At 58.1% G+C, this 25,484-nt stretch carries 28 protein-coding genes and 1 tRNA gene; 9 read left to right on the forward strand and 20 right to left on the reverse strand.

The window, feature by feature from the left end; all coding sequences use genetic code 11:
- Nucleotides 1-44: 44 nt before the first annotated feature.
- The gene (locus ACO05M_RS01910) at nt 45-911 is read right to left on the reverse strand and encodes a ParB N-terminal domain-containing protein (protein ID WP_421867055.1); all 867 of its coding nucleotides are present in this window, start codon (nt 909-911) and stop codon (nt 45-47) included.
- A gap of 40 nt (nt 912-951) precedes the next feature.
- The gene (locus ACO05M_RS01915) at nt 952-1,509 is read right to left on the reverse strand and encodes a tyrosine-type recombinase/integrase (RefSeq protein WP_421867057.1); all 558 of its coding nucleotides are present in this window, start codon (nt 1,507-1,509) and stop codon (nt 952-954) included.
- A 338-nt stretch (nt 1,510-1,847) separates the two neighbouring features.
- Here ACO05M_RS01915 and ACO05M_RS01920 point away from each other — a divergent pair, with 338 nt between their 5' ends.
- From ACO05M_RS01920 to ACO05M_RS01930, 3 genes are all read left to right on the forward strand, one after another.
- Nucleotides 1,848-2,207, forward strand: a complete 360-nt coding sequence (locus ACO05M_RS01920; RefSeq protein ID WP_421867058.1) for a helix-turn-helix domain-containing protein — start codon at nt 1,848-1,850, stop codon at nt 2,205-2,207.
- A 6-nt stretch (nt 2,208-2,213) separates the two neighbouring features.
- The gene (locus tag ACO05M_RS01925; protein WP_421867059.1) at nt 2,214-2,747 is read left to right on the forward strand and encodes an ImmA/IrrE family metallo-endopeptidase; all 534 of its coding nucleotides are present in this window, start codon (nt 2,214-2,216) and stop codon (nt 2,745-2,747) included.
- Between the two features lie 198 nt (nt 2,748-2,945).
- Entirely contained in the window at nt 2,946-3,074 is a 129-nt protein-coding gene (locus ACO05M_RS01930; protein WP_421867060.1) for a hypothetical protein, read from the forward strand.
- A 188-nt stretch (nt 3,075-3,262) separates the two neighbouring features.
- Here ACO05M_RS01930 and ACO05M_RS01935 read toward each other — a convergent pair whose 3' ends face one another.
- From ACO05M_RS01935 to ACO05M_RS01955, 5 genes are all read right to left on the reverse strand, one after another.
- Nucleotides 3,263-4,606, reverse strand: coding sequence for a tyrosine-type recombinase/integrase (locus tag ACO05M_RS01935; protein WP_421867061.1), 1,344 nt, complete (start codon nt 4,604-4,606; stop codon nt 3,263-3,265).
- Between the two features lie 99 nt (nt 4,607-4,705).
- Nucleotides 4,706-4,782 (reverse strand) — tRNA-Arg (locus ACO05M_RS01940).
- Between the two features lie 56 nt (nt 4,783-4,838).
- The gene (locus tag ACO05M_RS01945) at nt 4,839-5,108 is read right to left on the reverse strand and encodes a hypothetical protein (protein WP_421867062.1); all 270 of its coding nucleotides are present in this window, start codon (nt 5,106-5,108) and stop codon (nt 4,839-4,841) included.
- A 90-nt stretch (nt 5,109-5,198) separates the two neighbouring features.
- Entirely contained in the window at nt 5,199-6,497 is a 1,299-nt protein-coding gene (locus ACO05M_RS01950) for a hypothetical protein (protein ID WP_421867064.1), read from the reverse strand.
- An 89-nt stretch (nt 6,498-6,586) separates the two neighbouring features.
- Entirely contained in the window at nt 6,587-7,189 is a 603-nt protein-coding gene (locus tag ACO05M_RS01955; RefSeq protein WP_114696950.1) for a c-type cytochrome, read from the reverse strand.
- 208 nt (nt 7,190-7,397) lie between these two features.
- On the opposite strand from ACO05M_RS01955, the gene yihA reads away from it, so the two are divergent.
- Nucleotides 7,398-8,042, forward strand: coding sequence for a ribosome biogenesis GTP-binding protein YihA/YsxC (yihA, locus tag ACO05M_RS01960; protein ID WP_114696949.1), 645 nt, complete (start codon nt 7,398-7,400; stop codon nt 8,040-8,042).
- A 128-nt stretch (nt 8,043-8,170) separates the two neighbouring features.
- Nucleotides 8,171-8,767, forward strand: coding sequence for a YjaG family protein (locus ACO05M_RS01965; RefSeq protein WP_421867066.1), 597 nt, complete (start codon nt 8,171-8,173; stop codon nt 8,765-8,767).
- 16 nt (nt 8,768-8,783) lie between these two features.
- Here the strand turns inward: ACO05M_RS01965 and ACO05M_RS01970 are convergent, their stop codons facing one another.
- Nucleotides 8,784-9,722, reverse strand: a complete 939-nt coding sequence (locus ACO05M_RS01970) for an NADP-dependent oxidoreductase (RefSeq protein WP_421867068.1) — start codon at nt 9,720-9,722, stop codon at nt 8,784-8,786.
- 203 nt (nt 9,723-9,925) lie between these two features.
- Between ACO05M_RS01970 and ACO05M_RS01975 the strand changes: the two genes are divergently transcribed.
- On the forward strand, nt 9,926-10,153 hold the full coding sequence (locus ACO05M_RS01975; protein ID WP_114696946.1) for a hypothetical protein: 228 nt from the start codon (nt 9,926-9,928) through the stop codon (nt 10,151-10,153).
- 56 nt (nt 10,154-10,209) lie between these two features.
- Nucleotides 10,210-10,971 carry a sulfate transporter CysZ gene (gene cysZ / locus ACO05M_RS01980; protein ID WP_421867070.1) on the forward strand — a complete coding sequence of 254 codons (762 nt, stop codon included), beginning with the start codon at nt 10,210-10,212 and terminating at the stop codon, nt 10,969-10,971.
- On the opposite strand, the gene phoR is transcribed toward cysZ, so the two are convergent.
- From phoR to ACO05M_RS02000, 4 genes are all read right to left on the reverse strand, one after another.
- Nucleotides 10,968-12,326, reverse strand: a complete 1,359-nt coding sequence (gene phoR, locus ACO05M_RS01985; RefSeq protein WP_421867072.1) for a phosphate regulon sensor histidine kinase PhoR — start codon at nt 12,324-12,326, stop codon at nt 10,968-10,970. The genes cysZ and phoR overlap by 4 nt on opposite strands.
- A 42-nt stretch (nt 12,327-12,368) precedes the next feature.
- Nucleotides 12,369-13,061, reverse strand: a complete 693-nt coding sequence (gene phoB / locus ACO05M_RS01990) for a phosphate regulon transcriptional regulator PhoB (RefSeq protein ID WP_421867074.1) — start codon at nt 13,059-13,061, stop codon at nt 12,369-12,371.
- A 128-nt stretch (nt 13,062-13,189) separates the two neighbouring features.
- The gene (gene ubiA, locus ACO05M_RS01995) at nt 13,190-14,068 is read right to left on the reverse strand and encodes a 4-hydroxybenzoate octaprenyltransferase (RefSeq protein WP_421867076.1); all 879 of its coding nucleotides are present in this window, start codon (nt 14,066-14,068) and stop codon (nt 13,190-13,192) included.
- A gap of 56 nt (nt 14,069-14,124) precedes the next feature.
- Entirely contained in the window at nt 14,125-14,661 is a 537-nt protein-coding gene (locus ACO05M_RS02000) for a chorismate--pyruvate lyase family protein (protein WP_421867077.1), read from the reverse strand.
- A gap of 167 nt (nt 14,662-14,828) precedes the next feature.
- Between ACO05M_RS02000 and ACO05M_RS02005 the strand changes: the two genes are divergently transcribed.
- Nucleotides 14,829-15,104 carry an HU family DNA-binding protein gene (locus ACO05M_RS02005; protein WP_114696940.1) on the forward strand — a complete coding sequence of 92 codons (276 nt, stop codon included), beginning with the start codon at nt 14,829-14,831 and terminating at the stop codon, nt 15,102-15,104.
- Between the two features lie 138 nt (nt 15,105-15,242).
- On the forward strand, nt 15,243-16,916 hold the full coding sequence (locus ACO05M_RS02010) for a formate--tetrahydrofolate ligase (protein ID WP_421867079.1): 1,674 nt from the start codon (nt 15,243-15,245) through the stop codon (nt 16,914-16,916).
- A 74-nt stretch (nt 16,917-16,990) separates the two neighbouring features.
- Here the strand turns inward: ACO05M_RS02010 and phoU are convergent, their stop codons facing one another.
- The 8 genes from phoU to ACO05M_RS02050 all read right to left on the reverse strand — a co-directional run bounded on the left by phoU (nt 16,991) and on the right by ACO05M_RS02050 (nt 25,478).
- Complete coding sequence (gene phoU / locus ACO05M_RS02015; RefSeq protein WP_421867081.1) at nt 16,991-17,710, reverse strand: phosphate signaling complex protein PhoU; 720 nt, start codon at nt 17,708-17,710, stop codon at nt 16,991-16,993.
- A gap of 168 nt (nt 17,711-17,878) precedes the next feature.
- Entirely contained in the window at nt 17,879-18,757 is an 879-nt protein-coding gene (gene pstB, locus ACO05M_RS02020) for a phosphate ABC transporter ATP-binding protein PstB (RefSeq protein WP_421867082.1), read from the reverse strand.
- Between the two features lie 30 nt (nt 18,758-18,787).
- Nucleotides 18,788-20,479: a phosphate ABC transporter permease PstA gene (pstA, locus tag ACO05M_RS02025; protein ID WP_421867084.1), complete on the reverse strand. Its 1,692-nt coding sequence runs from the start codon at nt 20,477-20,479 to the stop codon at nt 18,788-18,790.
- A 59-nt stretch (nt 20,480-20,538) separates the two neighbouring features.
- Nucleotides 20,539-22,830: an ABC transporter permease subunit gene (locus ACO05M_RS02030; RefSeq protein ID WP_421867086.1), complete on the reverse strand. Its 2,292-nt coding sequence runs from the start codon at nt 22,828-22,830 to the stop codon at nt 20,539-20,541.
- A gap of 277 nt (nt 22,831-23,107) precedes the next feature.
- Nucleotides 23,108-23,854, reverse strand: coding sequence for a phosphate/phosphite/phosphonate ABC transporter substrate-binding protein (locus ACO05M_RS02035; protein WP_421867088.1), 747 nt, complete (start codon nt 23,852-23,854; stop codon nt 23,108-23,110).
- An 11-nt stretch (nt 23,855-23,865) separates the two neighbouring features.
- On the reverse strand, nt 23,866-24,327 hold the full coding sequence (locus tag ACO05M_RS02040) for a PAS domain-containing protein (RefSeq protein WP_421867090.1): 462 nt from the start codon (nt 24,325-24,327) through the stop codon (nt 23,866-23,868).
- A gap of 48 nt (nt 24,328-24,375) precedes the next feature.
- Nucleotides 24,376-24,738: a roadblock/LC7 domain-containing protein gene (locus ACO05M_RS02045; protein WP_114696932.1), complete on the reverse strand. Its 363-nt coding sequence runs from the start codon at nt 24,736-24,738 to the stop codon at nt 24,376-24,378.
- Nucleotides 24,739-24,845: 107 nt separating this feature from the next.
- Nucleotides 24,846-25,478: a hypothetical protein gene (locus tag ACO05M_RS02050; RefSeq protein ID WP_421867092.1), complete on the reverse strand. Its 633-nt coding sequence runs from the start codon at nt 25,476-25,478 to the stop codon at nt 24,846-24,848.
- Nucleotides 25,479-25,484: the final 6 nt, after the last annotated feature.

Here is a 25,484-nt window from a genome sequence, read left to right on the forward strand (position 1 = left end):
CATCAAGGGTGACGCAGCGCCACCCGATGTCCACCGTCCGTTAATCAGAAGCTGCTCAGCGCTTCGTCGTGGTAGTCCCTGAACGCCTTGGGGTCATCGAGATACGCTGCGAACTTGTCAGCCATCTCCTCACGCCCTGCGTACACTTCGTTGCACTGGCGAACCAACTCGATGATCACCTCGACCTCATGCTCACTCTGGGCATTGATCTTGTCGATGGCGCTGATCCATCCCGCCACTTTGTCACGACTGCTGTATTCACGCTCGAACTCAGAAGCACGGGCCTGCTTCCATGTCATGTGATCGGCGCCATCACCATGCGCCTTTCTAGCTTTGACCATCCGGTCTACGGTCTTGGAGCCGACCCCCATCACCTTGGCTAGCTGTCGTGCGGACCAACCATCCTCCCACGACTCTCCATCGTATTTATCCAGCACCTCGCGCCAAGCGGTCTCTCCCCGCTCCTCGTTTCCCCGAGGTACTGTGGTGCTGTATCCATTCATGACCGACGCAAGCGTATGCGCCTCGCTCTCGGTCGTTTCTAGCACTCTGGAGGGGATGTCGTTACGTCCTGCCAAACGATATGCGTCCAAACGGTGATGACCATCAACGAGGATCAATGCCCCATTCACACGGCACAGCGTAACCGGGTCGGTAGTGTGTTCAGGGTTCTCCAAGTCAGACACGAACTTCTCCATCATCGCCTTATCAGCGTCACGGATTGCCACCTGTCTGGCCTTGCCCTCAACGTCAGGGGATCGTTTCTGGAAGCGAGGAGACTGCTCGATGCTAGCCATCGGAGTGTGTGTCGGTTGTTGTTCCTTCGCCGCTGCCACCAGCCGCTGGATGCGCTGTGGACTGTTGGCGTTCGATGTTTCTTGGTCAGTTGCCTCTACTGCTGGGCTGCCCATGGGTACTGCGATTCCTTGTGGTCGATGATGATGGTCGTGCTCACAGCACGTAGTCGTCGTAGCTCTTGCGGATATCGTCCTGCTCGATACCGATGTAACGCAGCGTCACGCTCGGGCTGGAGTGGTTGAGGACCTTGCAGATGAACTCGACAGGGACGCCATCAGACCACATTGCGTAGCCCCTTGTCTTGCGCATCGAGTGCGTCCCGAGGGCGATGCCGATGATGTCACCGATCTCCTTGAACTTGCGTGCAACAGTGGAGCGGTCCACAGGCTTCCTAGCGCCCTTCGCCCGGTTACCCTTGGCTTGGAACAGCCATACATCACTAGGGTTCTCTTCGTGCCGCCGAGCAATGATCGCTTGCGCCTTGGAGTTCAGTTTGATGCTGCGTTTCTTCTCGGTCTTCCCTTCGATCAGTGTCAGCTCCTCGACACCAACCACATCGTCATAGCGCAGGTTCAGTAGGTCGGAGATACGCAGTGCCGCGTTGATACCCAGCTCCCAGATGTCACGGTAGTCTTTGCTGCCATGCTTCTCCAGCAGGTGACCTACCAACTGGATGTCCTCCCGCTTCTTAACCGCTTCCACTTCGTTCATAACCACTACATCCCATAATCACGTATCTAGTAATGATATGCGACATAGGAAAGCAATTCAACAGCCGAAGACAGACATCACAAGGAGTGGCTACATCACACAATGACAATGTGCGACATAGAAGAGTACCATGATGCGCTTAGGCTAGTGTACCTAGTAGAACACAAATGAGCGTGCTAGCCGTTAGCAGACAAGGCCCGGTAGAGAAGGGTTTAAAGACGAGTTCATATTTTCTACTGTTTTTGGTTGAATATTTCTCCTATCAGAGTTATATTCAAAACTGCACGCAGGGAAAAGCTCCTGCGGGGTTACATCAGGGAGCACGGGGGAAGGCCATCATGAAAACTAAAGCTACGTTATTTGGGCGTTTGGTGCGTAAGTATCGAATCGACCATGGAGTAGTGCTAAAGGACATGGCAGACGGTGTCGGTGTTAGCACGGCCTACGCTTCAGCTGTTGAGCTGGGGAACAAAAACATTACTGATGCTTTTATTCAAAAACTGGTTGCTTTCTTTAATCTGCAGCCGCACGAGTCCAATGAGCTGCGTGATGCTGCTGCAGTATCTCAGCCGACGTTGAAAATTAATATGCAGGGTACTGCTGACCAAGACCGTGAACTGGCGGTTTCATTTGCGCGCAAGTACCACGACCTATCCAGCGACAGGAAGAAGAAACTGATGGAATTGTTAGAGGGATGATTACTAATGGCTACGTTAAAACGAAAGTTAGGAAAGAAAGTTGCCCCCTCTAACGGGATCGCTATTCGCGCAAAGGCTCAGGAGTTTCGTGACGCAATAGGTCAACGGCAGCCTTATGTAAAGGTGACGGCCTTGTTGGAAGCCTTACAAGAAGTGGGCTTCATGGATTTTGAGGTTGTCGAGGACCATGTACTGGGGGAAGAAGAAGCTGTCTCTTACCCTGATCAGGGCTTCATGCGGATCAAGCGGAGTATCTACGATAGGGCTCACGCTGGTGATGGGCATTGTCGCTTCACTATTGCACATGAGTTAGGTCATTTGTGGATGCACCAAGGCCAAGCTAGTTATGCAAGAGGGACGACAGGAGAGCACAAGGTCTATGAAGACTCCGAGTGGCAGGCCGATACTTTTGCCAGTGAGTTTTTGATCGATCAACGTTTGCTTCCACACGGGTCTACCGAGTATTGGATCAGCACGACTTTCGGTGTGAGCCACAGTGCAGCTAACAATAGGTTGAGGAAGTTCAAGCAGGGAAAATAAAAAAGGCGATTAGAGCGCCAACTCTAACCACCTTCCGAGAGTTCAAAAGAGCTGCGGTGAACAAGGCACGACGCATCTCTCTGGAAACTGCTCTATGTATCAATAGCGGGATACCCGAGCAGTTTAGACCGATTAGCGCCCAGTCGCAATCCATCGGCCACTTCCAGTTCTCACGCTGCCTATGCGAAGGGGAATCCCATGAGCACACTGGAAGACGGCTTTGAGTACATCTTCACCAAGACCATTCGACTGAAGAATGGCAAGGTGTTGGTTGCTGCCAAATACGGTAAGAAAGCGTTTCGGATCAAAGTAAAGAAGCGCAAGTAAGCGACGCGTGAGTGTCTAGCCAAAGCTCTGCCCTTACCAGGCAGGGCTTTTTTTGTCCGCCTCGCTCCACCAGAAATATGCTCTTGACGGTTAAGGGCAGCCCACAGGGGGTAAATTGGAAAGTGGGTACACACTAAAGGCCTCACACATTTTTGTGAATTATCGACCTCAACTCGTTTCCTTGAAGATCAGCTCAGCGTCTTTAACAGGTCTGCCTGCAGGTTCCGCAGAGCTGTCTGTTCACCGTATTGCTCAGCTATCGACTCACGGCTCCAGCCCTGTATTTCCTTGGCTCGTGGCTCTGGTACGTCAGCGTTACGCAACCTTGTTCTCATCGTGTGTCTTAACCAGTGAGCTGTCTCGCATTCCAGCCGCTTGAGCACCTTGTTAACAGCAGCTGACGCCGCGTCGTTCTTGACACCACCTGTCGACATGTAGCGAGAGAACAGGTGCTGATCGCCAGCGGAGGCCTTCATTGCTCGCTTAGCGCACGCCAGAGCATCACCGACCAACGGTAGTTTGCGCACCGAGGCTTTCGTCTTTAGCCGTCGCAACGGGTTCTTGTGCAGAACGATGTGCGGAACATCGGCATCCAGTACCACGTCATCGCTCCACAGACCTACGACCTCAGCGATACGGGCACCGGTATCCAGAAGCATGCCGATGATGTTGGCGGTGTCACTATCCTTCTCAGCGATGTAGGTTCTGATTGCCTGCACCTGCTTGGCATCAAGCGATGAGCGCTCATCCGAATCCTCTCCCAGCTTCGGTATCTCGAAGTCAGCGAAGGGGTTACGCTGGATATCATCGACTTCGTACTCCCGCACAAGGTCGTTGATCGCAGCACGTACAACGCTGAGCCGACGTCTAACGCTGGTCGTTTTCAGGCCTGCAGCCAACGCGATCTGTATCACCTCCGACACATCACGCCGACGGTACTTCGTAATGTCGCGGTCACCAAGGTTGTCGAACACCAGATCGAAGGCGCTGTCGACCATGTTGCGCGTCTTACGGTTGTCAGGTCTGACTTCTAGGCAGTCACGCTTCTTCAGGTAGACACGCTTGGCATCCGCTAAGGTGTATGTCTCGCTGCCCTTAAGGATGTCCAGCGCCCGCAGCTCATGACTATCAAGATGATCAGACGGATGCTCGTCACCCGGCACCTTCCGCTCCATCCGTTCAATAAATACGTCGTAGTTGATTTCCTTGTCCCACTGCTCGGCAAAAGGTATCGGTGCGAGCCCATGACTCCCCAGTAGATCTTCGGCTTTCTCTCGGTCACCTTCAGGCACCAACCCACTACGCATCCGAAACCACTGCTCATCGTCCCTGCGAGTAAGCATCAGGATGCGCTTTGCTGCCAACGTCTTGTCACGTGTTCGCAGCGCTTCAACGATGTATGTTTTGCCAACAGCAGGGACAAGCTCCTTGGGAACTCGACGCCTGTAGTAGAAAGGGCCTTCGGGATGCTTCTGCCAAAGATGTCGTACAGTCACAGAGATGGGTCCAGAGCGATGTATCAAGCGAGGCACGGCATGTCACCTTGGTATGTGTGAAACCAAAAGTGATACCGTTACGCAGAGGAATCTACCAGACAAGCCTTTGGAATCAATAGGTTGTCTGAAAAGGTATGGCGCACCCGGAGGGATTCGAACCCCCGACCAACAGGATCGGAACCTGCTACTCTATCCAGCTGAGCTACGGGTGCGCAGAAGAGAGCGCGTATGATACTCAGGCGCGTCAGGGACGGCAAGCATATCGACGCTATGAATCCATCCAGTCCCGCTGTTTTTTCCGCAAACGTGCCTGATAGGCACGCTTTCGGGCGCTGTTACGCATGTAGACGATCAGCCCGGCGGAGACCAGCAGCACAAACCCCATCACCGCCATCACTCCGGAATCCAGCAGATACAACAGCCCGACACCTAGGCAGGCGTAAACGTAAGGCAGTGCCTCGTAGACCGGCTCGGGGATATGCAGCGCCAAGCGTTTCCGCTTGGTGGTACCGAATTTTGCGCGCTGTCTGTTCATCACTTCAGAATAGCGCAGTCCTGCGCTGGGAAAAAAGCCCTTGATAGGTCCCCCCTGCTTCCGAACGAAAAGATGGTCTCGCGTCGGCAATACTCAGCCCGCGCGGAACCAGGCGTAGCCGTGCAACGCGAGCAGGCAGATCAGCATCAGCTGCAGTACAAAGCCTAGGTTCCAGCGGGGAAAGCCGAATGCCGACAGGCCGAAGCGGGCCTGCAGTGTCAGGTGGGTGCCGGACACCGGCGAGGCGATGATGCCGACCGCCCAGCCCATCAGGAAGGTCATCCCCAACAGGTTCGGATCCTGCACCTGGGGGGCCAGGATGCCTCCCGAGGTGGCGATGCTGATCAGCGGATGAATTCCCATCACCGCGGCAACCAGGATCATCCACAGCAGTCCCCAGGCTTGCCAGGGGCCGAACTGCTGCAGCGGCCAGTCGAAGCCACTGCGCTCAACCACCTGCGCCAATCCAACCGTCAACACGCCGGCGGCCAGAAACAGAGCCAACTCGCCTCCCATGGTGGGCAGTTGCGCTTCGACATGACGACGCATCGATGCCAAGCGTTGGGTTCCGCTGCGCAGCACAAGGACCAGTAGACAGAGCAGTAACGACAGTAGCGACACCCAGCTCAACACCGGTACGTCGGGCCAGAGCCCCCTGGCGCCAAAAACCAGCACCGCCAACAGTAGCGGCAGCCACAGGGCTTCAAAGTGGATCGGATAACCGGCCTGACTCGTCACACCCGGATGCCGACTGAGACCGATACCGGCCACCAACAGCGCCACCGCCGCCGCCGGAAGCCCGGCCAGCGACAGCGTTTCCAGTTGCGCCCCATCGGCATGGGTCAGCGCCACGCCCATGGCGACAAAGAATGGTGACCAGAGCGAAGCCAGCGCAAAGCCCCGCGATAACAGCACGCCCTGCTGCGGCGTCAAAGGCTGGCGACGCGACAAGCGCTCGCCAACGATCTGCAGGGTCGACATATTGATCACCGCACCGAACAGATGCACCCCCAGCAGGGTCCGCCAGAGCGCCCCCCGCCCCATCGGCAGTTGCTCCTGCGGATCGGCCCGCAACGCGGTGACCAGGCGCAGGAAGCTCACGGCAATCAGCATCGCAATCAGGATCTGATTGGTGGCCAACAGCTTGGCCCAGGGCAGCTCACGCCCATCCAGGCCCCACCAGAGCGCCGCACAACCGATCAAAAAGATACACAACACCTGCAGTCGCAGAAAGCCACCTACCCGACCGAACAGCAGCAGCCCGCAACACCAGGCCAACCCGCCGGAATAGAAGCCGGGTAGCCAACCCAGACCGGCGGCCACCGACAACAGCACGGCGCTCAGCATCATCCAGCCGATCAATCGTTGCAGTCCGGTCGGATTCTCAATCACCAGCGGGGCCCTTGCTCAACAGAACGGACAAAATAGAACAGGCAATAAAAAAGGGCAGCCTAGGCTGCCCTTTGTTGAACTCGAATACCTTACATGGATTCGATGTAGGCAGATACCGCGGCGATGTCGGCATCGCTCAGCTTGCCTGCGGTGTCACGCATCATCTTGGCCGGATCGTTGGCACGAGCGCCGCTGCGGAAGGCCTTCAGCTGGCCATCAACGTACATGGCGTACTGACCACGGACCGCCGGGAAGTTGGCCAGGCCGTTACCGTTGCCGTCAGGGGCATGGCATGCGGCACAGGCGGCAACACCTTTGCTCTGAATACCGGCGTTGTAGATCTCTTTGCCCTTGGCAACCAGTGCTTCGTCGGCAACCGGGCCCTTGCTGGCGTCAAACTTGGCGAAGAACGCGCTCAGGTCCGCCATGTCCTGGTCGGACAAGCCGGCCGCGAAACCGATCATCAGCGGGCTCGGACGAACACCGGTCTTGATGTCCTTGAGCTGCTTGGTCAGGTAGTTTTCATGCTGGCCAGCCAGTTTCGGGAAGGTCGGGCCAATGCTGTTGCCGTCAGGGCCGTGGCAGCCGAAGCAGACCGCTGCTTTACCCTCGCCTGCAGCCGCATCGCCTTGCGCCATGACTGCACCGGAGAAACCAAGAGAGACAATTAAAGGGATCAGAAGTTTTTTCATCGAACGGTCCAATTAAGTAAGTTGTAATAGTAAATTCGTTAGCCTTTACCACGGTCGCCGAAGCAAGGTTGCGGGCGCTTTCTTATGCTGGTCCAGATACCCGACGGGCACCCAAGGAGCTACCCACAGGGCAAAATTTTCGGCATTATATACCAATCCCCGACCAAACGGGAACGAACCCCCTCCGCACCGCAGCAAACTTAAGTCTATGACCACTTCCCGGATCTCCTATAACAGCGCCCGGTTCTTGATCAGCGCCGCTAAACTTCACCAGTGCCCGCAAGATAGCGGAGCCGAAGTCGCCTTTGCCGGTCGCTCAAACGCCGGTAAATCCAGTGCCATCAATGCCCTGACCAACAACTCGAAGCTGGCCCGCACCTCGAAAACCCCGGGGCGTACCCAGCTGATCAATTTTTTCGAGCTGAGCCAGCCCGGCTGCAAGCTGGTCGACCTACCCGGTTACGGCTACGCCAAGGTACCGGTGGCGATGAAGCAGCACTGGCAGAAACACCTGGACGAGTACCTGCAGAAGCGACAGTGCCTGCAGGGAGTCGTCTTGGTGATGGATATTCGCCATCCGATGAAAGAGTTTGACCGGATGATGGTCGATTGGTGCCGCGAGTCACAGATGCCGCTGCATATCCTGCTGACCAAAGCCGATAAGCTTAAAAAAGGGCCGGCCCAGAGTACCCAGCTGAAACTACGCAAAGAACTGCGCCAGGAGTTGGGCGATCTGGTCAGCGTACAGACCTTCTCAGCGCTGAAACGCGCCGGCATCGAACAGCTTCAAGCCCGGCTGGACGGCTGGATGCTGGGAGAACCCGAAGTCGAGACGGAAGCGGATCCGGGCTGATTCGCTCAGGACTCGATGCAACGGGATAAAACCCGACTCAACAAAGCGAATCTGCCGCCGTTAACCCAGCTGATCGCCAATACAACCTGTCCGGCTGTGCCGGCGCGATACCCGAACCGGAGAGCCCGATGGACGCTAACCAGCCAAGCCCACGACTAAAGCAACTCAATGACCAGCAGTTGTCGGCCTTCTGCGCCGCAATCAGCGAGCGCCTGCTGCCCAACTATGCGTTGTTTTCCCAGGTAGCCGAGTTCGGCAATACCCAGACCCTGCGCACGGCGCTGGACAAAATCTGGGATCGGCTCTGCAACCGTTGTGGTGCGGTCAACTTCGAGACCCAGATGGAGAAGGTCGATGCGGTCGTTCCCGATCCGGAAGAATTCGACATGTACGGAGTCTACCCGGCGCTGGACACCTGTGTGGCGCTGATCACCACCCTCAACCAGATGGTCGAAGCATCCCACCAGGACGCGCGCCAGACCAGCCAGCTGTCACTGCAGGGGATCGAGACCTACCTGGAGCTGATCGCCGATGCCGAGCTTTCCGACGAGCAGTTGGTCCGCTTTATCAACACCCACGAGCTGATCGAACAGGAGCTGGAGTTCCAGGAAAGCCTGATCGATCAACTGCTGCAAAAAGCCAGCCCCGATGCGGCGACGCTGGACAAGATCCGCACCCAAGCCGCCAACGACGGGGTCAGCAATATCGGCATCAGCCTCGACTGACGCCGTCACGCAAGGCTTAGACTCGCAGGATGATTTTGCCGCGAGTCCGGCCGCTCTCGCTGTGCTGATGGGCTTGTGCCACCTGGCGTAGCGGCACGATCTTATCCACCGCCAGCCGCAGCGCTCCCTGTTCAACCAACGCCAGTAGTTGGGCCAGTTGCTCACCGTTGGGCGAGACCCGAACCGACAGCGCCTCGCAGCCGCGAGCCTCGGCCGCCTCGATCACCTGCGCGGCGGTCACCGACGGCAGCGTCACCGATACGCCACCCGGTTTCAGGCAAGCCAGTACATCGACCCCGGTCTGACCACCCATGCCGTCGAGAATCAGATCTACGTCACGGATCAGTTCGGTGACCTCCTCGTTGCGATAGTCGATCACCCGATCGCAGCCCAGTTGCTGCAGAAACTCGCGATTGGCCGCCGAAGCGGTGCCGATCACCTCGGCGCCCTTCCACTTGGCCAACTGCACCGCCAGATGACCGACGCCACCGGCCGCGGCCAAGATCAGCACCCGCTGACCCGGTTGCAGCTTGCCGGCCTCGAACAGCGCCTGCCAGGCGGTTAAGCCGGCTAACGGCAGGCCGCCGCATTCGACCAGCTCGATCGAATCAGCGACCCGGGCCAACTGATCCTGCTTGGCCAGGGTCTGCTCGGCGTAACAGCGCCCCGGCTCGGGGAAGTTCAGTAGCCCGCAGACCCGATCCCCGACCGCCAGACCGCTGACACCTTCGCCCAGGCTGTGGACGGTGCCGGCGCACTCCCAGCCCAGCGTCAACGGCGGCTCGCCCTGAAACGGTGCCGCCCCACCTCCCTCGCGGGTTTTCCAATCGATCGGATTGACCCCGGCCGAGACCAGATCGATCAGGACCTCTCCGGCCCCCGGAACCGGCGACTCAAGCTGCTCGGCCTGCAACTGCTCGACCCCGCCGAACTGGTGCAATCGGATCGCTAACATGGCGTATTCACCTCATACATGGAGTTGTCATCATTAATCGCTTGAACGGCCCTAGCCTTCGGGCTAAGGTGCGTCCACTGGGTTCGAGCGGCGAGTTACACGTTGTCCTTAGCCGATCGTCCCATATGCCGCCCAGCCGGTTTTCAGTAGTATCGCCGTTTCAACCTCCGACAATAATAATCGAGTTTACGAGGGGCTTTACCATGGTCTTGGATATTCTGGAATCCACCCTGCTGGCTGTCGGCTTTGCGGTTTTTGCCAGTTCTATCATCCTCTACCTGAAGCGCACAACCGACTACCGTGCGGTGCTGATGTTCTGGCAGGCTGAGATGGCGTTGAGCCATCGTGAATTTATCGTCAATCGTATCGGCATCATCCTGATGTTTATGGGCATCGTTCTGCGCTTTGCCAACTCCTGGATGGTTGCCTAAGGGCCATCCACAGCGTCATCGCTATCTGACCGGTCGGCCCTTCATCGGAGGGCCCTATGGCTGGAAATCCTTTCCGCGGCGCAATCTACCTGCTGCGCGGCGCCAAGATGCTGACCGAACCCGGTCTGCGTCAATTCATCATTTTACCGTTACTGATCAACGTGCTGCTGTTCTCGCTGGCGATCTACCTGCTGAGCGAATACTTCTCGGTCTGGCTCGATTACTGGATGGGCTTTGTGCCCGACTGGCTGTCGTTCCTCGACTGGCTGGTTTGGCCGTTGTTTGCCCTGCTGGTGCTGGTGGTGGTCTATTTCAGCTTCGGCATGATGGCCAACTTCATTGCCGCCCCGTTCAACGGCATCCTGGCCGAAAAAGTCGAGCAACGCCTGCGGGGGATGCCGATTCAGGACGAAGGCTGGAAGGGACTGCTGGCTTCGATTCCAAGAGCGCTGGCCCGGGAAGCGGCCAAATGGGCTTACTACCTGCCAAGGCTGCTGGTGCTGTTGCTGGCGCTGTTTATTCCGGTGGTCGGGCCGATCCTGTGGATCCTGTTCGGCGCCTGGATGATGGCGATCCAGTACTGCGACTACCCGATGGATAACAACCGGGTCCGTTTCGGCGAGATGAAACGGCTGCTGAAGACCCAGCGTCTGAGCTCACTGGGCTTTGGCGGACTGGTATCAGCCGCGATGATGGTACCGGTATTGAACCTGCTGGTGATGCCGGCGGCGGTGATCGGTGCAACCCTGTTTTGGGTCGAAGAGTATGCGCCCGCTTCCGCCCCGTCGGCCGGCAAACAAGAGGTTACCCCCCGCTAAGGCAGTTGCTGCTTTGGCGGTGAGTCGAGTTCGTCGTCGTCGACATCGAACTCGTCAATCTGGCTGCAATGGATCAGTTGACTGGGGAAGTGGCAGCGGAAACAGGTGCCCTTGCCCGGCGTACTCTGGACCTCCAGCTTGGCGTTATGCCGGATCATCACGTGTTTGACGATGGCGAGTCCCAGGCCGGTCCCGCCTTCGGCGGTTGAACGGCCGTCATCGACCCGGTAGAAACGTTCGGTCAGACGCTTGAGGTGGTGAGGCTCGATACCGATACCGCTGTCGCAAACCTCGTAGTGGCCACCGTCGTTGTCCACCCACCAGCGAATCTTCACTTCACCGTTCTCCGGGGTGTATTTGACCGCGTTGGTGGCCAGGTTGGAGAAGGCGCTGTGCAGCTCCTTCTCATGCCCCATCAATACGTAGCCCTCGTCGACCTCAAACTCGATCCGCTGCTGCTTCTCCGGGGCCAGGCGACGCGCATCGCTGCAGACCTCGCGCAGCATCCGGCTGATATCGATCGGGAGTTCATCCAACATGCCGTCGGTGGTTTCCAACCGAGACAGGGTCAGCATATCGGTGACCAGGTTATCCATCCGCTTGGCCTGACCCTCCATCTGCTTCAACGCCCGAAGCAGGCCCGGGTGCTGGCCATCAAACTGGTCCTGCAGGGTTTCCAGATAACCGCGAATCACCGTCAGCGGGGTACGAAGCTCGTGGGAGGCATTGCCGACAAAGTCTTGCCGCATCCGCTCCAACTGGCTGATACGGGTCACATCACGCACCAGCATCAACAGTTCGGAGCGGCCGAACTCGGTCACCATAAATTGCAGCTGGATACGTTTATCGGCCGGTGACGGCAGTTCCAGCGGCTCGCTAAAGTCTCGCTGATGGAGGTAGCGGACAAAGACCGGATCACGGATCAGGTTGGTGATCGCCTGACCCAGGTCATCCGGACGACGGAAACCCAGCAGCCGCTTGGCGGAACGGTTCCACCACTCCAGGTCGCCGTTGCCGTCGACCATCACCACCGCATCACGCAGCGCCGAGGTCGATTCCTGCACCCGCTCGATCACGCCGCGAAGTTTACCTTCGGCCTTGCGGTGCCGGTTCAGCAGCCGGTACAGCTCGTCGAACAGCTCACCCCAACTGCCATGGCTTTCGGGGACTTCCCGACTGGAACTGTGCCGTAGCCACTGCATCAGCCGATAAAGCTGCAGGTACTGCCAGGCCAGCAGAGCGCCCAACGTCGCTACCAATACCCAAGCGACAGCATCCAGTAACAGGCCAACCAGCAGCGCCAGCGACAGTATCAGCAGTAATCGCTTGAATTGTAATTGTGCCGGATTGGTCAACCTTGACTATTCCCTTAGGGTGACGGTGCAATCAATGCACCCTCAGATATGCTGGCTGGAGAAACGGTAGCCCATGCCCCGTACGGTCTGAACCAGGGGCGCGTACTGATCACCCAGTGCTTTGCGAAGGCGACGGATATGAACATCTACCGTCCGCTCCTCGACATAGACATTACCGCCCCAGACATAATCGAGCAATTGTCCGCGCGAAAAGGCCCGGTCTTGATGGGTCATAAAGAAATTTAACAGTTTGAACTCGGTCGGTCCCATTTCCAGCGGCTTGCCTTCGGCGGTGACCCGGTGCGAAATCGGATCCATCATCAGGCCGTCCACCTTGACCACCGCATCTTCGCCTTCCGGGGAGGTGCGCCGCAGGACCGCTTTCAGACGCGCGACCAGTTCACGGGGTGAGAAGGGTTTGGTGATGTAATCATCGGCGCCGGCTTCCAGCCCCTGAACCTTGTTGTCTTCGTCGCCCTTGGCGGTCAGCATAATGACCGGAATATCGCTGGTCAGCGGGTCTTTCTTCAGACGCCGCGCCAACTCAATACCGCTGGTACCGGGCATCATCCAGTCGAGCAGGATCAGATCGGGACGCGCATCTACCACCTGAGACAAGGCAGCCTGCGCATTATCCGCCTCCAGACACTCGTATCCCGCCATCTCCAGCGCCAGTGTCAGCATTTCACGGATCGGCGCTTCATCGTCGACGATCAGTACGCGCTTAAACGTCATGACCCCCTCTCTCCCTTAAATGAATGAACAATTACCGAACTATTACACCCGCCAATTATGACAGACAGGTTACAGCCGCGCCGGGATGTGGTTACCGGCACCGAATCTGCCTATATCTTTCGGAGGGGTTAAAGCAGGTAGTCGACAAACAGACCAAGAAAGATCAGGCTGCCGGCCCAGTGGTTGTTCAGGAAGGCGGTAAAACAGGCCTGCGGCGCTCGGTCACGAATCAGATACTGTTGGTAACCGAACAGCGCGGCACTGGCGGCAACGCCGGCATAGAAGGCCAGCCCCAGTCCCATCAGATCGCCCAGCAGCAGCAGTCCGATCAATACCAGCAACTGCAGCACACCGACGATCAATTTGTCGGCATCGCCGAATAACACCGCGGTGGATTTGATCCCCACCTTCAGGTCGTCTTCCCGGTCCGTCATCGCGTACATGGTGTCGTAGGCGACGGTCCAGAGCAGATTGATCACGTAGATCAACCAGGCCTGACGCGGCACCTCGCCACTCTGAGCACTGAAGGCCATGATTACCGCCCAGGAGAAAGCGGCTCCCAGCACCAGCTGCGGGAAATGGGTATAGCGCTTCATAAAGGGATAGATCGCCGCCAGCAGTACCCCGCCGAACGACAACAGTACCGTCTGGGTATCGGTAAACAGCACCAGCACAAAGGCCAGCAGACATAGGAACCCGAACAACCCGAGGGCTTCTTTCTCGGTCACCCGCCCCGCCGGCAGCGGCCGATTCCGGGTCCGTTCGACATGGCCATCCAGATTCCGGTCGGCGTAGTCATTGATCACACAGCCGGCCGAGCGCATCAGTACCACACCGAGGCAGAAGATGATCAACAGCTTGACGTCCGGAATGCCCTCGGCCGCCACCCAGAGCGCCCAGAGGGTCGGCCACAACAGCAGGTAAATGCCGATCGGCTTTTCCAGCCGCATCAGCTGCGAATATCCGAGCAGTTTTTCCGAGCTGAACAAGCTGGCCGATAGCATCATGAAGCAGTTCCCAAAGTCAGGGCCATCACCGCCATGACACGGCGGCTGGTCGGTGGCTATTGTAGCGCCAGTAACTGCGGGAGAAAAACCTCGCTGACCAGCAGCGGTTTGCCGTCAAGTCGGAACACCGAGCGTCGGGCCCAGGCTCTCTGGTTATCCCGATAGAGCGGCACCAATGCGGTCTCGATCGGGCTGCGCTCCATGCTCGGATCCTGGAACAGCACCTCCCCCAGCGGGCGGGATCCCAGATGGGCCAACTTGCGGTGGGGGCCGGTCAGGGTGGTTGCCGGAATCAGGCTGCGGGCATGCACCCAGGCCTGATCGCGACCGATCAGGCGGACCTCGCGCACCAATACCCGCAGCCGCGGATCGATACGCAGCGCGCGGGCTTCGGACAGGTTGGGGCGCCCCCAGCCTTGATCCACCACCTCTACCCGAAAGTCACCTTCGGACAGGGCCACCAGACGGGCAGTCAACGAACCGCTGTCGAGCAACCAGCCGCGCCAACGCCGGGGCAACTGCAGGCTGGGATGGCGTCGATAACTGCGCCAACGTACCGATAGAGGCTGTCGTGACAGGGTTCTGGAAGGCAAAAACTGGACCTTGAATCCGTAAGAATGGGACTGAAGGCGCAGAGCATGATTGATCTAGGCCATGGTTTCAAGAAACTCCCGCGATGACAGTAAAAATGGCTTTACCTTCAGCCTCAGGGCCTGATTTAATGGCCCTCAGCTCTCAAAACGGAAATCCAGGAGATAACATGCAAAAAGCGGAACTGGTAGCCCAGATCGCAGAAGAGGCGGGCCTGACCAAAACTGAAGCGCAAGCAGCACTGAACGCTGTTACCGACAGCATCACCGATGCCCTGGCTCGCGGCGAATCCGTCAGCCTGATCGGTTTCGGCACCTTCGAGCAGCGTCATCGTGCAGCCCGTCAGGGTCGCAACCCGCAGACCGGCGCCACCATCGAAATCGCCGCTGCCAACAATGTCGGCTTCAAGCCGGGCAAAGCCCTCAAGGATGCCGTCAACGCCTAACGGCCGACACCAACTCCGAATCCGAAAAGAGCCTCAGGGCTCTTTTTTTATGCTTCGCTTTACCTGCATCATGTCTTCCGTTAACGGCGCTGCTATGGTTAGCCGGTAAACCTCTCTTCTCTGAGTAACGGGAATCCTATGCATAAATCAGATATCGAAATCGCCCGCGAAGCCAAGCTACTGCCGATTTCAGAGATTGGTGCGAAACTCGGCATCGAACCCCAACACCTGATGCCTTACGGCCATACCAAGGCAAAGCTCAATCTCGACTACATCGATCAACTCAACGGCCGCCCCCAGGGCAAGCTGATCCTGGTCACCGCCGTCAGCCCCACCCCCGCCGGTGAGGGTAAAACCACGACCACCATCGGCCTGTGCGACGGCCTCAACCGGATCGGCAAATCGGCCAGCGCCTGTATCCGCGAACCCAGCCTGGGACCCTGCTTCGGGATGAAGGGGGGCGCCGCCGGCGGCGGCTATGCCCAGGTGGTGCCGATGGAGGATATCAACCTCCACTTTACCGGCGACATGCACGCCATCAGCGCCGCCCACAACCTGCTGTCGGCACTGATCGACAACTACATCCACTGGTCCAATGAGATCCGCCTCGATCTGCGCCGGATCAACTGGCGCCGGGTGGTGGACATGAACGACCGCCAGCTGCGCCATATCGTCTCCGGCGTCGGCGGGCCCGGCAACGGCTTCCCGATGGAGAGCGGCTTCGATATCAGCGTCGCCTCCGAGGTGATGGCGATCTTCTGTCTGGCCGAGAACCTGAAAGACCTGCAACAGCGCCTCAGCCGGATCGTGATCGGCTATACCCGCGACAAGCAGCCGGTGACCGCCGACCAGATCCAGGCGTCCGGTGCCATGACCGCGCTGCTGAAGGACGCCCTGGCCCCGAACCTGGTGCAGACCCTGGAACACAATCCGGTGTTCATCCACGGCGGCCCGTTCGCCAATATCGCCCACGGCTGCAATTCGGTGATCGCCACCAAGACCGCCCTGAAGCTGTCCGATTATGTCGTTACCGAAGCCGGTTTCGGCGCCGACCTGGGGGCCGAGAAATTCTTCAACATCAAGTGCCGCAAGAGCGGCCTGAAACCCGATGCCAGCGTGCTGGTTGCCACCGTCCGGGCGCTGAAGATGCACGGCGGCCTGGCCAAGGATCAGCTCGACGGTGAAGACCTCGAAGCCCTGCAGAAGGGCCTGAGCAACCTCGGTCGACATATCCGCAACCTCGGCCAGTTCGGTATTCCGACCACCGTCTGTATCAACCGCTTCAGCGGTGACAGCGAAGCCGAACTGGAGATGATCAAGGAGTATGCCGAGCGTCATGGCGTGAAGGCCTACGTCTGCAGCCACTGGGCCGACGGCAGTGCCGGTGCGGTCGAACTGGCCGAAGCGGTAGCGGGACTGGTCGACCACCAGCAGTCGCAGTTCCGCACCCTTTACGATGACGAGCTGCCGCTGTGGGACAAGGCCAAACTGATCGCTCGCAACCTGTACGGCGCCGACGATATCACCGCCGATATGAAGGTGCGCAATCAGTTCAAGCAGTTCCAGGCCGAGGGTTATGGCCACTTCCCCGTCTGTATGGCCAAGACCCAGTACAGTTTCTCGACCGACCCCAAGCTGATGGGGGCACCCAACAACCATGTGGTGCCGATCCGTGAGCTGTCACTGTCGGCCGGGGCCGAATTCCTGGTGGTGGTCTGCGGTGAGATCATGCGGATGCCGGGGCTACCGCGGGTGCCGGCTGCGAATAATATCTACGTCAACGAAAACGGAGATATTGAGGGGCTGTTCTAAGCGCACCGGTTCTCCTCGATCCAACAAAAAAGGACCCCTAGGGGTCCTTTTTCTGTCTGGCGGGAACCGGCTGATCAGCCTTTCACCGCCTTCTTGATCTCTTTCAGGCTGCTGTGCGAAACGTTCACACCCTTGACCAGATAGATCAGGTGATGGCTGATGTTGCGGGTCAGGTCACCGATCCGCTCCAGGCTACGCAGAACCCAGATCACGTTCAGCACCCGGCTGATCGAACGCGGGTCTTCCATCATGTAGGTCACCAGCGAACGCATCGCGGTCTGGTAGGCCTCATCGACATCCTTCTCTTTCTTGGCCACTTTATAGGCCATGTTGATGTCATAACGGGCAAAGGCGGTCAGGGTCTGGGACACCATCTCGCGAACCAGATCACCGATCTGACGGATCTCGTTGAAGGCTCGCTGTGAAGAATCTTCTTCCAGCAGCGCCATCGCGTGCTTGGCGATACCGGCCGACTCGTCGCCGATCAACTCCAGGTCACTAACGGCACGACTGATCGCCACGATCATCCGCAGATCGGAAGCGGCCGGCTGGCGACGGGCGATAATCCGGGTGCACTGCTCTTCGATGGCGACTTCCCAATCGTTGATCTGATCGTCCGCCTTCAGTGCCCGCTGGGCCAGACCCGACTCGCCTTCAATCAGCGCGTCCAGCGCCTGATTCAGCTGGGTCTCCGCGACGCCACCCATGGTCATCAGGTGGCTCTTGATCGTCTCCAGCTCTTCGTTGAACTGCTGGGAGATATGATCCGTGTGTGCATCTTTATCGAATGCCATCTTTCTTATCCTAATCTTGCACCCCGCTAAAAAGTCATCAGGAGTGCGATTCCGTGGGTAGGGTTAGGCAAACAGGGCCGACAGAGCAGAATTTACCGAGTGTAAATGAGCACCTTGAGGCCCTGTTTAACGACGCCCTGCCTGCGAAGGCGTGCGCCTGATTGTTTTTTAGCCGTAACGACCGGTGATGTAGTCCTCGGTCTGCTTCTTCTGCGGCGTGGTAAACAGATCGTCGGTGCCACCGAACTCGATCAGATCACCCATGTACATAAAGGCGGTGTAGTCGGACACCCGCGCCGCCTGCTGCATATTATGGGTAACGATGACGATGGTGAAGTCGCGCTTGAGTTCGTGGATCAGCTCTTCGATCTTCAGGGTCGAGATCGGGTCCAGGGCCGAAGCCGGTTCGTCCAGCAGCAGCACTTCGGGCTTAACCGCGATGGTCCGGGCGATAACCAGACGCTGCTGCTGACCACCGGACATACCCAGGGCGCTCTCATGCAGTCGGTCTTTGACCTCATCCCAGAGTGCCGCGGAACGCAGTGCCCACTCGACTGTTTCATCCAGAATCCGCTTCTTGTTGATGCCTTGAATCCGCAGGCCGTAGGCGACGTTCTCGTAGATGCTCTTCGGGAACGGGTTCGGCTTCTGGAACACCATCCCGACCCGACGACGCAGTTCGGCCACTTCGACGCCGCGCTCGTAGATGTCGTTGCCGTCGAGCAGGATCTTGCCTTCGATGTTGCAGAAATCAACCAGATCGTTCATCCGGTTGAAGCAGCGTAACAGGGTCGACTTACCGCAGCCACTGGGGCCGATAAAGGCAGTCACCCGATTCTTGGCGATATCCATGTTGATACCGTTCAGGGCCTGCTTCTCGCCGTAGTACAGGTTCAGGTCCTGAACCTGCAGGGCGATGGTCTCGTTAGCCAGGTCCATCTTGGCCTGGGTACGGCCCATGGAGCTGATATCGATACCGTGGGACTTGCCTTCAGGGCGCTCGGTCGGCTCAGCCGCGTCGGTTTCCGGTGTCAGTAAAGTTGTCATGTCAGTTACCACTCACTCTCGTTCTTAAGCCTAGTGCTCAAGCGCTTTGTATTTTTCCCGCAGGCGATTTCGGATCGCAACTGCGCTCAGGTTCAACAGGGCGATCACCACCACCAGCAGTAGTGCGGTGGCGTAAACCAGCGGCCGTGCCGCTTCGACGTTGGGACTCTGGAAACCGACGTCGTAGATATGGAAGCCCAGGTGCATAAATTTCTGATCCAGGTGGATGAACGGGTAGTTGCCATCTACCGGCAGCGACGGTGCCAGCTTGACCACCCCCACCAGCATCAGCGGTGCCACCTCACCGGCGGCACGGGCGACCGCCAGGATCACACCGGTCATCATCGCCGGGCTGGCCATCGGCAGAACCACTTTCCACAGGGTCTCGGCCTTGGTGGCGCCCAGTGCCAGCGAGCCTTCACGGATCGAACGGGGGATCCGGGACAGGCCCTCTTCGGTGGCCACGATCACCACCGGCAGGGTCAGCAGCGCCAGGGTCAGCGAGGCCCACATCAGGCCCGGTGTACCGAAGGTCGGCGCCGGCAGGGCCTCGGGGAAGAACAGCTGGTCGATGTTGCCACCGAGGAAATAGATAAAGAAGCCCAGGCCAAATACACCGTAGACGATCGACGGCACACCGGCCAGGTTGTTGACCGCAATCCGGATCAGCCGGGTCATGGTGCCCTGCTTGGCATATTCACGTAGGTAGACCGCAGCAACCACGCCGAACGGGGTTACCAGGATCGACATCAGCAGTACCATCATCACGGTACCGAAGATTGCCGGGAACACCCCCCCTTCGGTGTTGGCTTCGCGGGGCTCGTCGGTCATGAAGGCCCAGATCTGGCCGAAGTAGAAGCCCAGTTTGGTAGCCACCCCCATGGCGTTGGGGCGGAATACCTGGACCACCTTGCTCAGCTCGATCTCGACGATCTGGCCATCGGACACTTCCGCCACCAGCGAGTCACGCCCGATCTGCTGGTACAGCGCCGCCAGACGCGACTGCAGATCCTTGTAGCTTTCATCCTGCTCGGCCCGAGAAGCCGCGATATCGGCCTGATCCGCCGCGGTCAGCTTACCCTGCAGTTCCAGGCTGCGCTCACGCAGACGCAGGCGTTCAAGGGTGGCGTTGATCGCGCCGATCTCGTGCTTTTCGATATCCTTGATCTGGTCGTGGATCTCCAGTGCCCGATCCAGGCGCTGCTCCAGCTCGGCATAGAGCTGATCATAAGCCGCATCGGAATCCCCGACTTTGTATTCGCCAACCAGTTCACCCGCTTGCTTCACCTGACGCAGGAAACCGTAGAAGTTACCCCACTCGCGACGCTCGGCCACGAACAGATGCGGCGGATGCTCGATCTGCTGCAGTCCGGTCTCGGTGACCCAGCGGAAATCGCTGCCCAGCAGGTCGCGGTTACCGACCTTGAGCAGGTCACGACGAACGGTCTCGACGCCCTCGGCAACCTCCAGACCTGCTTCACGCATCTGGATCGCCGGCACATCTTCGCGGTCGGCGATCTCACCGATCACCACCACCCGGCTACCATCCGACTCGATATAGTCAGCCTGCAGGACATCGGCCGGCCAGAAGTGACCCAGCCCACGCACGGCGATCAGCGCCAGCAGACCGGCCACCATGATCACGTTCAAGGCGACGGCCCCCCCGGTCAACCAGACCCAGGGCGCTCCCGACTTGAACCACTCTTTAACGGAAATATTCATCAACGCTTATCTCTTATCCGTTCCACAGTAACCCGCTCGACCGAGCGGGCCGCTGGTCATCACAGGGATCCGTACTTGCGGCGCAGCCGCTGACGGATCAGTTCCGCCAGAGTGTTGACCACAAAGGTGAACGCAAACAGCACCAACGCCGCCAGGAACAGGATTCGGAAGTGCGAACTACCCACTTCAGATTCCGGCATCTCGACCGCGATATTGGCCGCCAGGGTACGCATGCCTTCGAAAATGTTCAGATCCATAATCGGGGTGTTACCGGTTGCCATCAGTACGATCATGGTTTCACCCACCGCACGACCCATACCGATCATCACCGCCGAGAAGATACCCGGGCTGGCGGTCGGAAGAACCACGCGCTGCAAGGTCTGCCAAGGCGTCGCACCCAGTGCCAGTGAACCGTTACTGAGCGACTTGGGCACACTGAAGATGGCGTCCTCGGTGATCGAGAAGATGGTCGGGATTACCGCGAAGCCCATCGCCAGGCCAACCACGAGCGCGTTGCGCTGGTCGAAGGTGATCCCCAAGTCACGGGTGATATAGCCGCGCATATCGCCGTCAAACAACAGCTGCTCAACGCCGGAGCTGAGCGGCAGACAGAGCCAGGCCAGAATGATCACTACCGGGATGATGACGACCACATCCCAGCCTTCAGAGACCCGCAAGCGGATGCTCTTGGGCAGGTTGTGCCAGCAGTAGGCAAACACCAGCACCCCGATCGGCACCACAAGGAGCAACGTAAACACCGTCGCCAGCTGTTTCTCGATAAAGGGCGCCAGCCACAGACCGGCCAGGAACCCGAGAATAACGGTCGGCAGTGCCTCCATCAGCTCGATAAACGGCTTGATCTTGGTACGCATCGCCGGCGCCATGAAGTAGGCGGTGTAGATCGCACCACAGATCGCCAGCGGCGTGGCCAGCAGCATCGCGTAGAACGCCGCTTTCAAGGTACCGAAGGACAGCGGTGCCAGGGAATACTTGGGCTCGAAGTCATCGTTGGACGCGGACGACTGCCAGATGTAATCCGGCTCCTGGTAGCCCTCGTACCAGACCTCTTCCCACAGCGAGCTCCAGGAAACTTCCGGATGCTCGTTCTCCACTTTCCAGAAGCTGACTTTGCCGTCACCCTGCTCCAGCAACAGGCCGTTGGCCCGCGGTGTCATCGCCAGATAGGCGATACCGCTGTCGGAGAGCTGCTCGTTCAGCACCAGGTTTTCGGCGGTGGAGTTGTAGAAGCTGACCTGCCCGTTACCTTCGGCGACCACAAAGCCCTTACGGCGATGTTCAATCGCTACCTTGGCGATCTCGGACGGGGTCGAGTCACGGAAGCTACGAATCTCTTTCAACTCGAAGTTGTTGCTATCGTCGCGAACCAGGAACAGCTGCCGGGTTACACCCTGGCTATCGGCCACCAACAGCGAGTTGCCACCCAGCAGGAAGCGAGCCTGGGTGATGGTCGCGTCGCTGACACGAACCGCATCATGAATCTGGGGTGCATCAAAATCACCCAAATCAACCGGCACCACCAGCCCATCGGAACGAGCCACGAACAGCCAGCGGGTTTCCGGGCTGATCAGCAGCGAAATCACCTTCTCGGTCGGCAGCTCCAGCTGCAGGTGGTCGGTACTGATCTCCACCTCTTCGGTGATGAAGTTGACGTCTTTGCTGTAGCGGCTGACGAACAACTGGCCCTGATCATCCAGCGCGGCTGCCATCAGTTGGTTTTCGCTGTCACGAACCGCCAGCAAGTGGGTATTGCCAACAGCCGGTGCCAGCGCCAGCTCCTGATCGGCGTAGGGATAGGCGATCGACGGTGTGATGGTACGCACATCGTTGGGGTAGCTGACCTTGTACTGGTGTTTGACGAAGGTCAGATTGCCGTCGGCATGGGCCAGCGCGAAGGTCCGCTCAGACTCTGACCCCAGCGCAAAAGCCACCGCCTCAGCCTCGGTCTGTCCCAGCGTCTGCTGCAGCCCAACCGCTCCGGTACGGGTATCAAAGAAACTGGCCTGGCCGGTCGCATCGACCCGCAAACCAACTTCGGCCTGCTCTTCGGCGGTCAGATACCAGGTATCGGCATCGGCTCCGGGGCGCTCATACGGGACCACTTCTTCGCCCTCGTGCTGCCAAGGCTTGATCTCGGCGGCATGGAAGAGCGGCATGACCTCGTAAAGCAGGTAGATAAAAATCAGCATAATCGCAACGATAACGCTGATACCACCAACGCCGACCACGGCCGACGCCAGACGATCCTTGAAACGACGATACCGGCGCAAGCGCTTGGCCGCCGGTGTTTCGAAGTCCAGATCAGGGGCTGAGAGAGGGGCTGTATTTTTCATGCCGGTAGGGTATCCCCGGGGTATGACAGAATTGTTACAGGCTGTAATAAAAGCGACATAAAACCGTATTGGTTTAAGCGCTGCTTGGGGGCATTGTGGGGAGGCAATATGACAATACGATGTGGCCGTCACGACGAAATGACGTCAACGTCTTGAAAAGACAGATGATCAGCGGCTGATTGGGAGTGAAGATAAAGAAAGGGTAAGGAGGTAAAGAAGAAATAAAGTAAAAGAAAGAACGGGGAAGCTGGCGCCTCCCCGTGGTAGTGCAGCCGATTTAAGGAATCAGGGTATCGATCAGGTCGATCATGAATTCGGTCCGTTCCCGGTCCATGCTCTCCCACTGTTCAATGCCCAGACTCTCCAGCACCGAACGACCCTTGTCGTCTTCGTGCATCGCCAGCAGCCGCTCCTGCAACAGTGGAATCTGCTCGCGCATGCGCGGCCCTACCAGCAGGGTGTGGTGAACCACACTGATCTGGCTGGTAACCAGCACCTTCATCTGGTTTTGGATCAACGCTGACAGGTCCTGATAGCCCGCCTTCAGAAAGAAGCCGATATCGGCCTCGCGCTTAAGCAGGCTTTTGGCCACCAGCACATAGTTACTACGCTGGGCGATACTGATGTTGGAGGAATCCAGATCGGCCGGCTCCAGCATGATCATTCCCATGGTGTGCACATCGGGATCACTGGTGGTCGCCACCCGGGTTCCCGGCTGCAGATCTTCGACGCTCTCAAAGTCTGCATCTTCACGACAGGCAATAATGGTTTCATCCGGTTGCGCCAGCGGCCGAGCAATGGCCTCAAAACCCAGCTCCCGAACCAGCATCGACGCATCGTAGGGATTGGCATAGATCAGATCGAGCTTATCAGCTCGCAGATCCTGACGCTGTTGCTCGAAGCTGTCGTACAGTTCCAGATGCACCGCATTACCAAGCTGGCGCTGCAACCAAGTGTTGAAAAAATACCAGCCAGCAATGTGGTCCGGCGCAAAGTCAGGACTGACCGTCAGATTAAATGTCATAGCGGTTCTCCTTACTTCAACGTCGCGTAGAGCTCTTCGCTCTCACGGATTTTGGAACGCGACGGCTTACGACGGACCGAGGTGTAACCCACCACCTCACCATCACGGATATTGGGAATGACCGTCGCTTTGACCCAGTAGAAAGCTCCGTCTTTACGCAGGTTTTTGACGTATCCGTGCCACTTGGTACCGGTTTCCAACGTTTCCCACAGCCCGGCAAACGCCACTGCCGGCATATCCGGATGACGCAAGATATTGTGGTTGGCCCCAAGCAGCTCTTCGCGGCTGTAACCGGACATATCAACAAAGGCCTGGTTAACATGGGTAATGATGCCTTTCGGATCGGTTCTGGAAACAATCAGCTTACCGTCCGGATAAGGGACCTCACGGTCGACGATCAACGCCTCGCGGGTGGCCCCGCCGTAATAGGTGATCGTAACGATACGACCTTCGTCGTTATTTTGATCTTCCATATTGCTCGCCTTGCTTAGTGAACGGGTTCTACCTAGCGGGTCGGCCGCTTACAGGATCGGACCGATCGCCTCGGCAGCACGCTTAACGTCGAGGAAAATCAATCCCAATCGAGCGTTAGGCTTAGCCACCACGGTCAGAACCGACTCTTCGTTGGCATGGGTCATCAGGATGTAGCCCTGGTCCCCCTTGACCAGCACCTGTTCCAGCTCTCCCCGGGCCAGCTCTTTGGCAGTCCGCTCACCCAGCGACAGCATCGCCGCACTCATCGCACCGACCCGGTCTTCATCCATCCCGGAGGGCAACAGCGCCGCGATCATCAGACCATCGGTCGAGATCACCGCAGAGGCTTCGATATCGGCCGAGGTGCCGTTCAGATCGCTTAAAATTGAAGTCAACATTTCCGAGCGCATAACGTTCTCCTTGTCTACACGATGGATGGGAAACAGTTTGATCCCCACCCTCAGGTATTCTTCCAGACCGTCTATTGTCTGGAGGCTTGCAAAAGTTAATAAAAGAATTAAAAACCGATATAGCGTCGAGCCAGTGCACTTAACAGCTCAACCATCGCCGCCTGGTTCAACTGCGGCGTCTGATCGATGATCAGGGCAAACTTCTTGCTGCCGATATGAACGATCCAGAATCCCAGCTGACTCTGACCCAGCGGATCCAGCAGCCCCCAGGATTCGCCGTCGACCCCCAACTGCTGGTCCAGCAGCTGATGGTGACGCTCGTACAGCATGATCAGATCCGCAGTCAGCGCCGACAATGCTTCAGCATGGGGTTCTTCAAAACCGGCACAACCCAGACAAAAGCCCTGGTCGTCGGCCAGTACCGCCCGACCGGTACTGGACAGTGCCGGCAACAGTTCGGGCAGCATCTTCTCCAGCCCTTCGTCGACAATGGCGGTCGGCTGCTTGAACAGTTCGAAGAATCCTTTGCGGTAAAGCCGATCAAACAGCTCAGCAGCCGGCTCCGGACTGAGTCCGGTGATACCGGTAATCAATGCATTGCTGTAGGGCAGCGCGATATCCGCGCTGAGCAGCTGCAACAACAGGGTGCGGGCATCGTCGGCCGCAGAGTTGAGTGTGGCATAGTAGGCCCCGGCCGGGGTCACCTGGACGTATTGATTCCGATAAGACTCATCCAGCACCAGAAC

Origin of the sequence: Motiliproteus sp. (assembly GCF_965230735.1) — a bacterium.
Lineage (GTDB): Bacteria > Pseudomonadota > Gammaproteobacteria > Pseudomonadales > Balneatricaceae > Motiliproteus.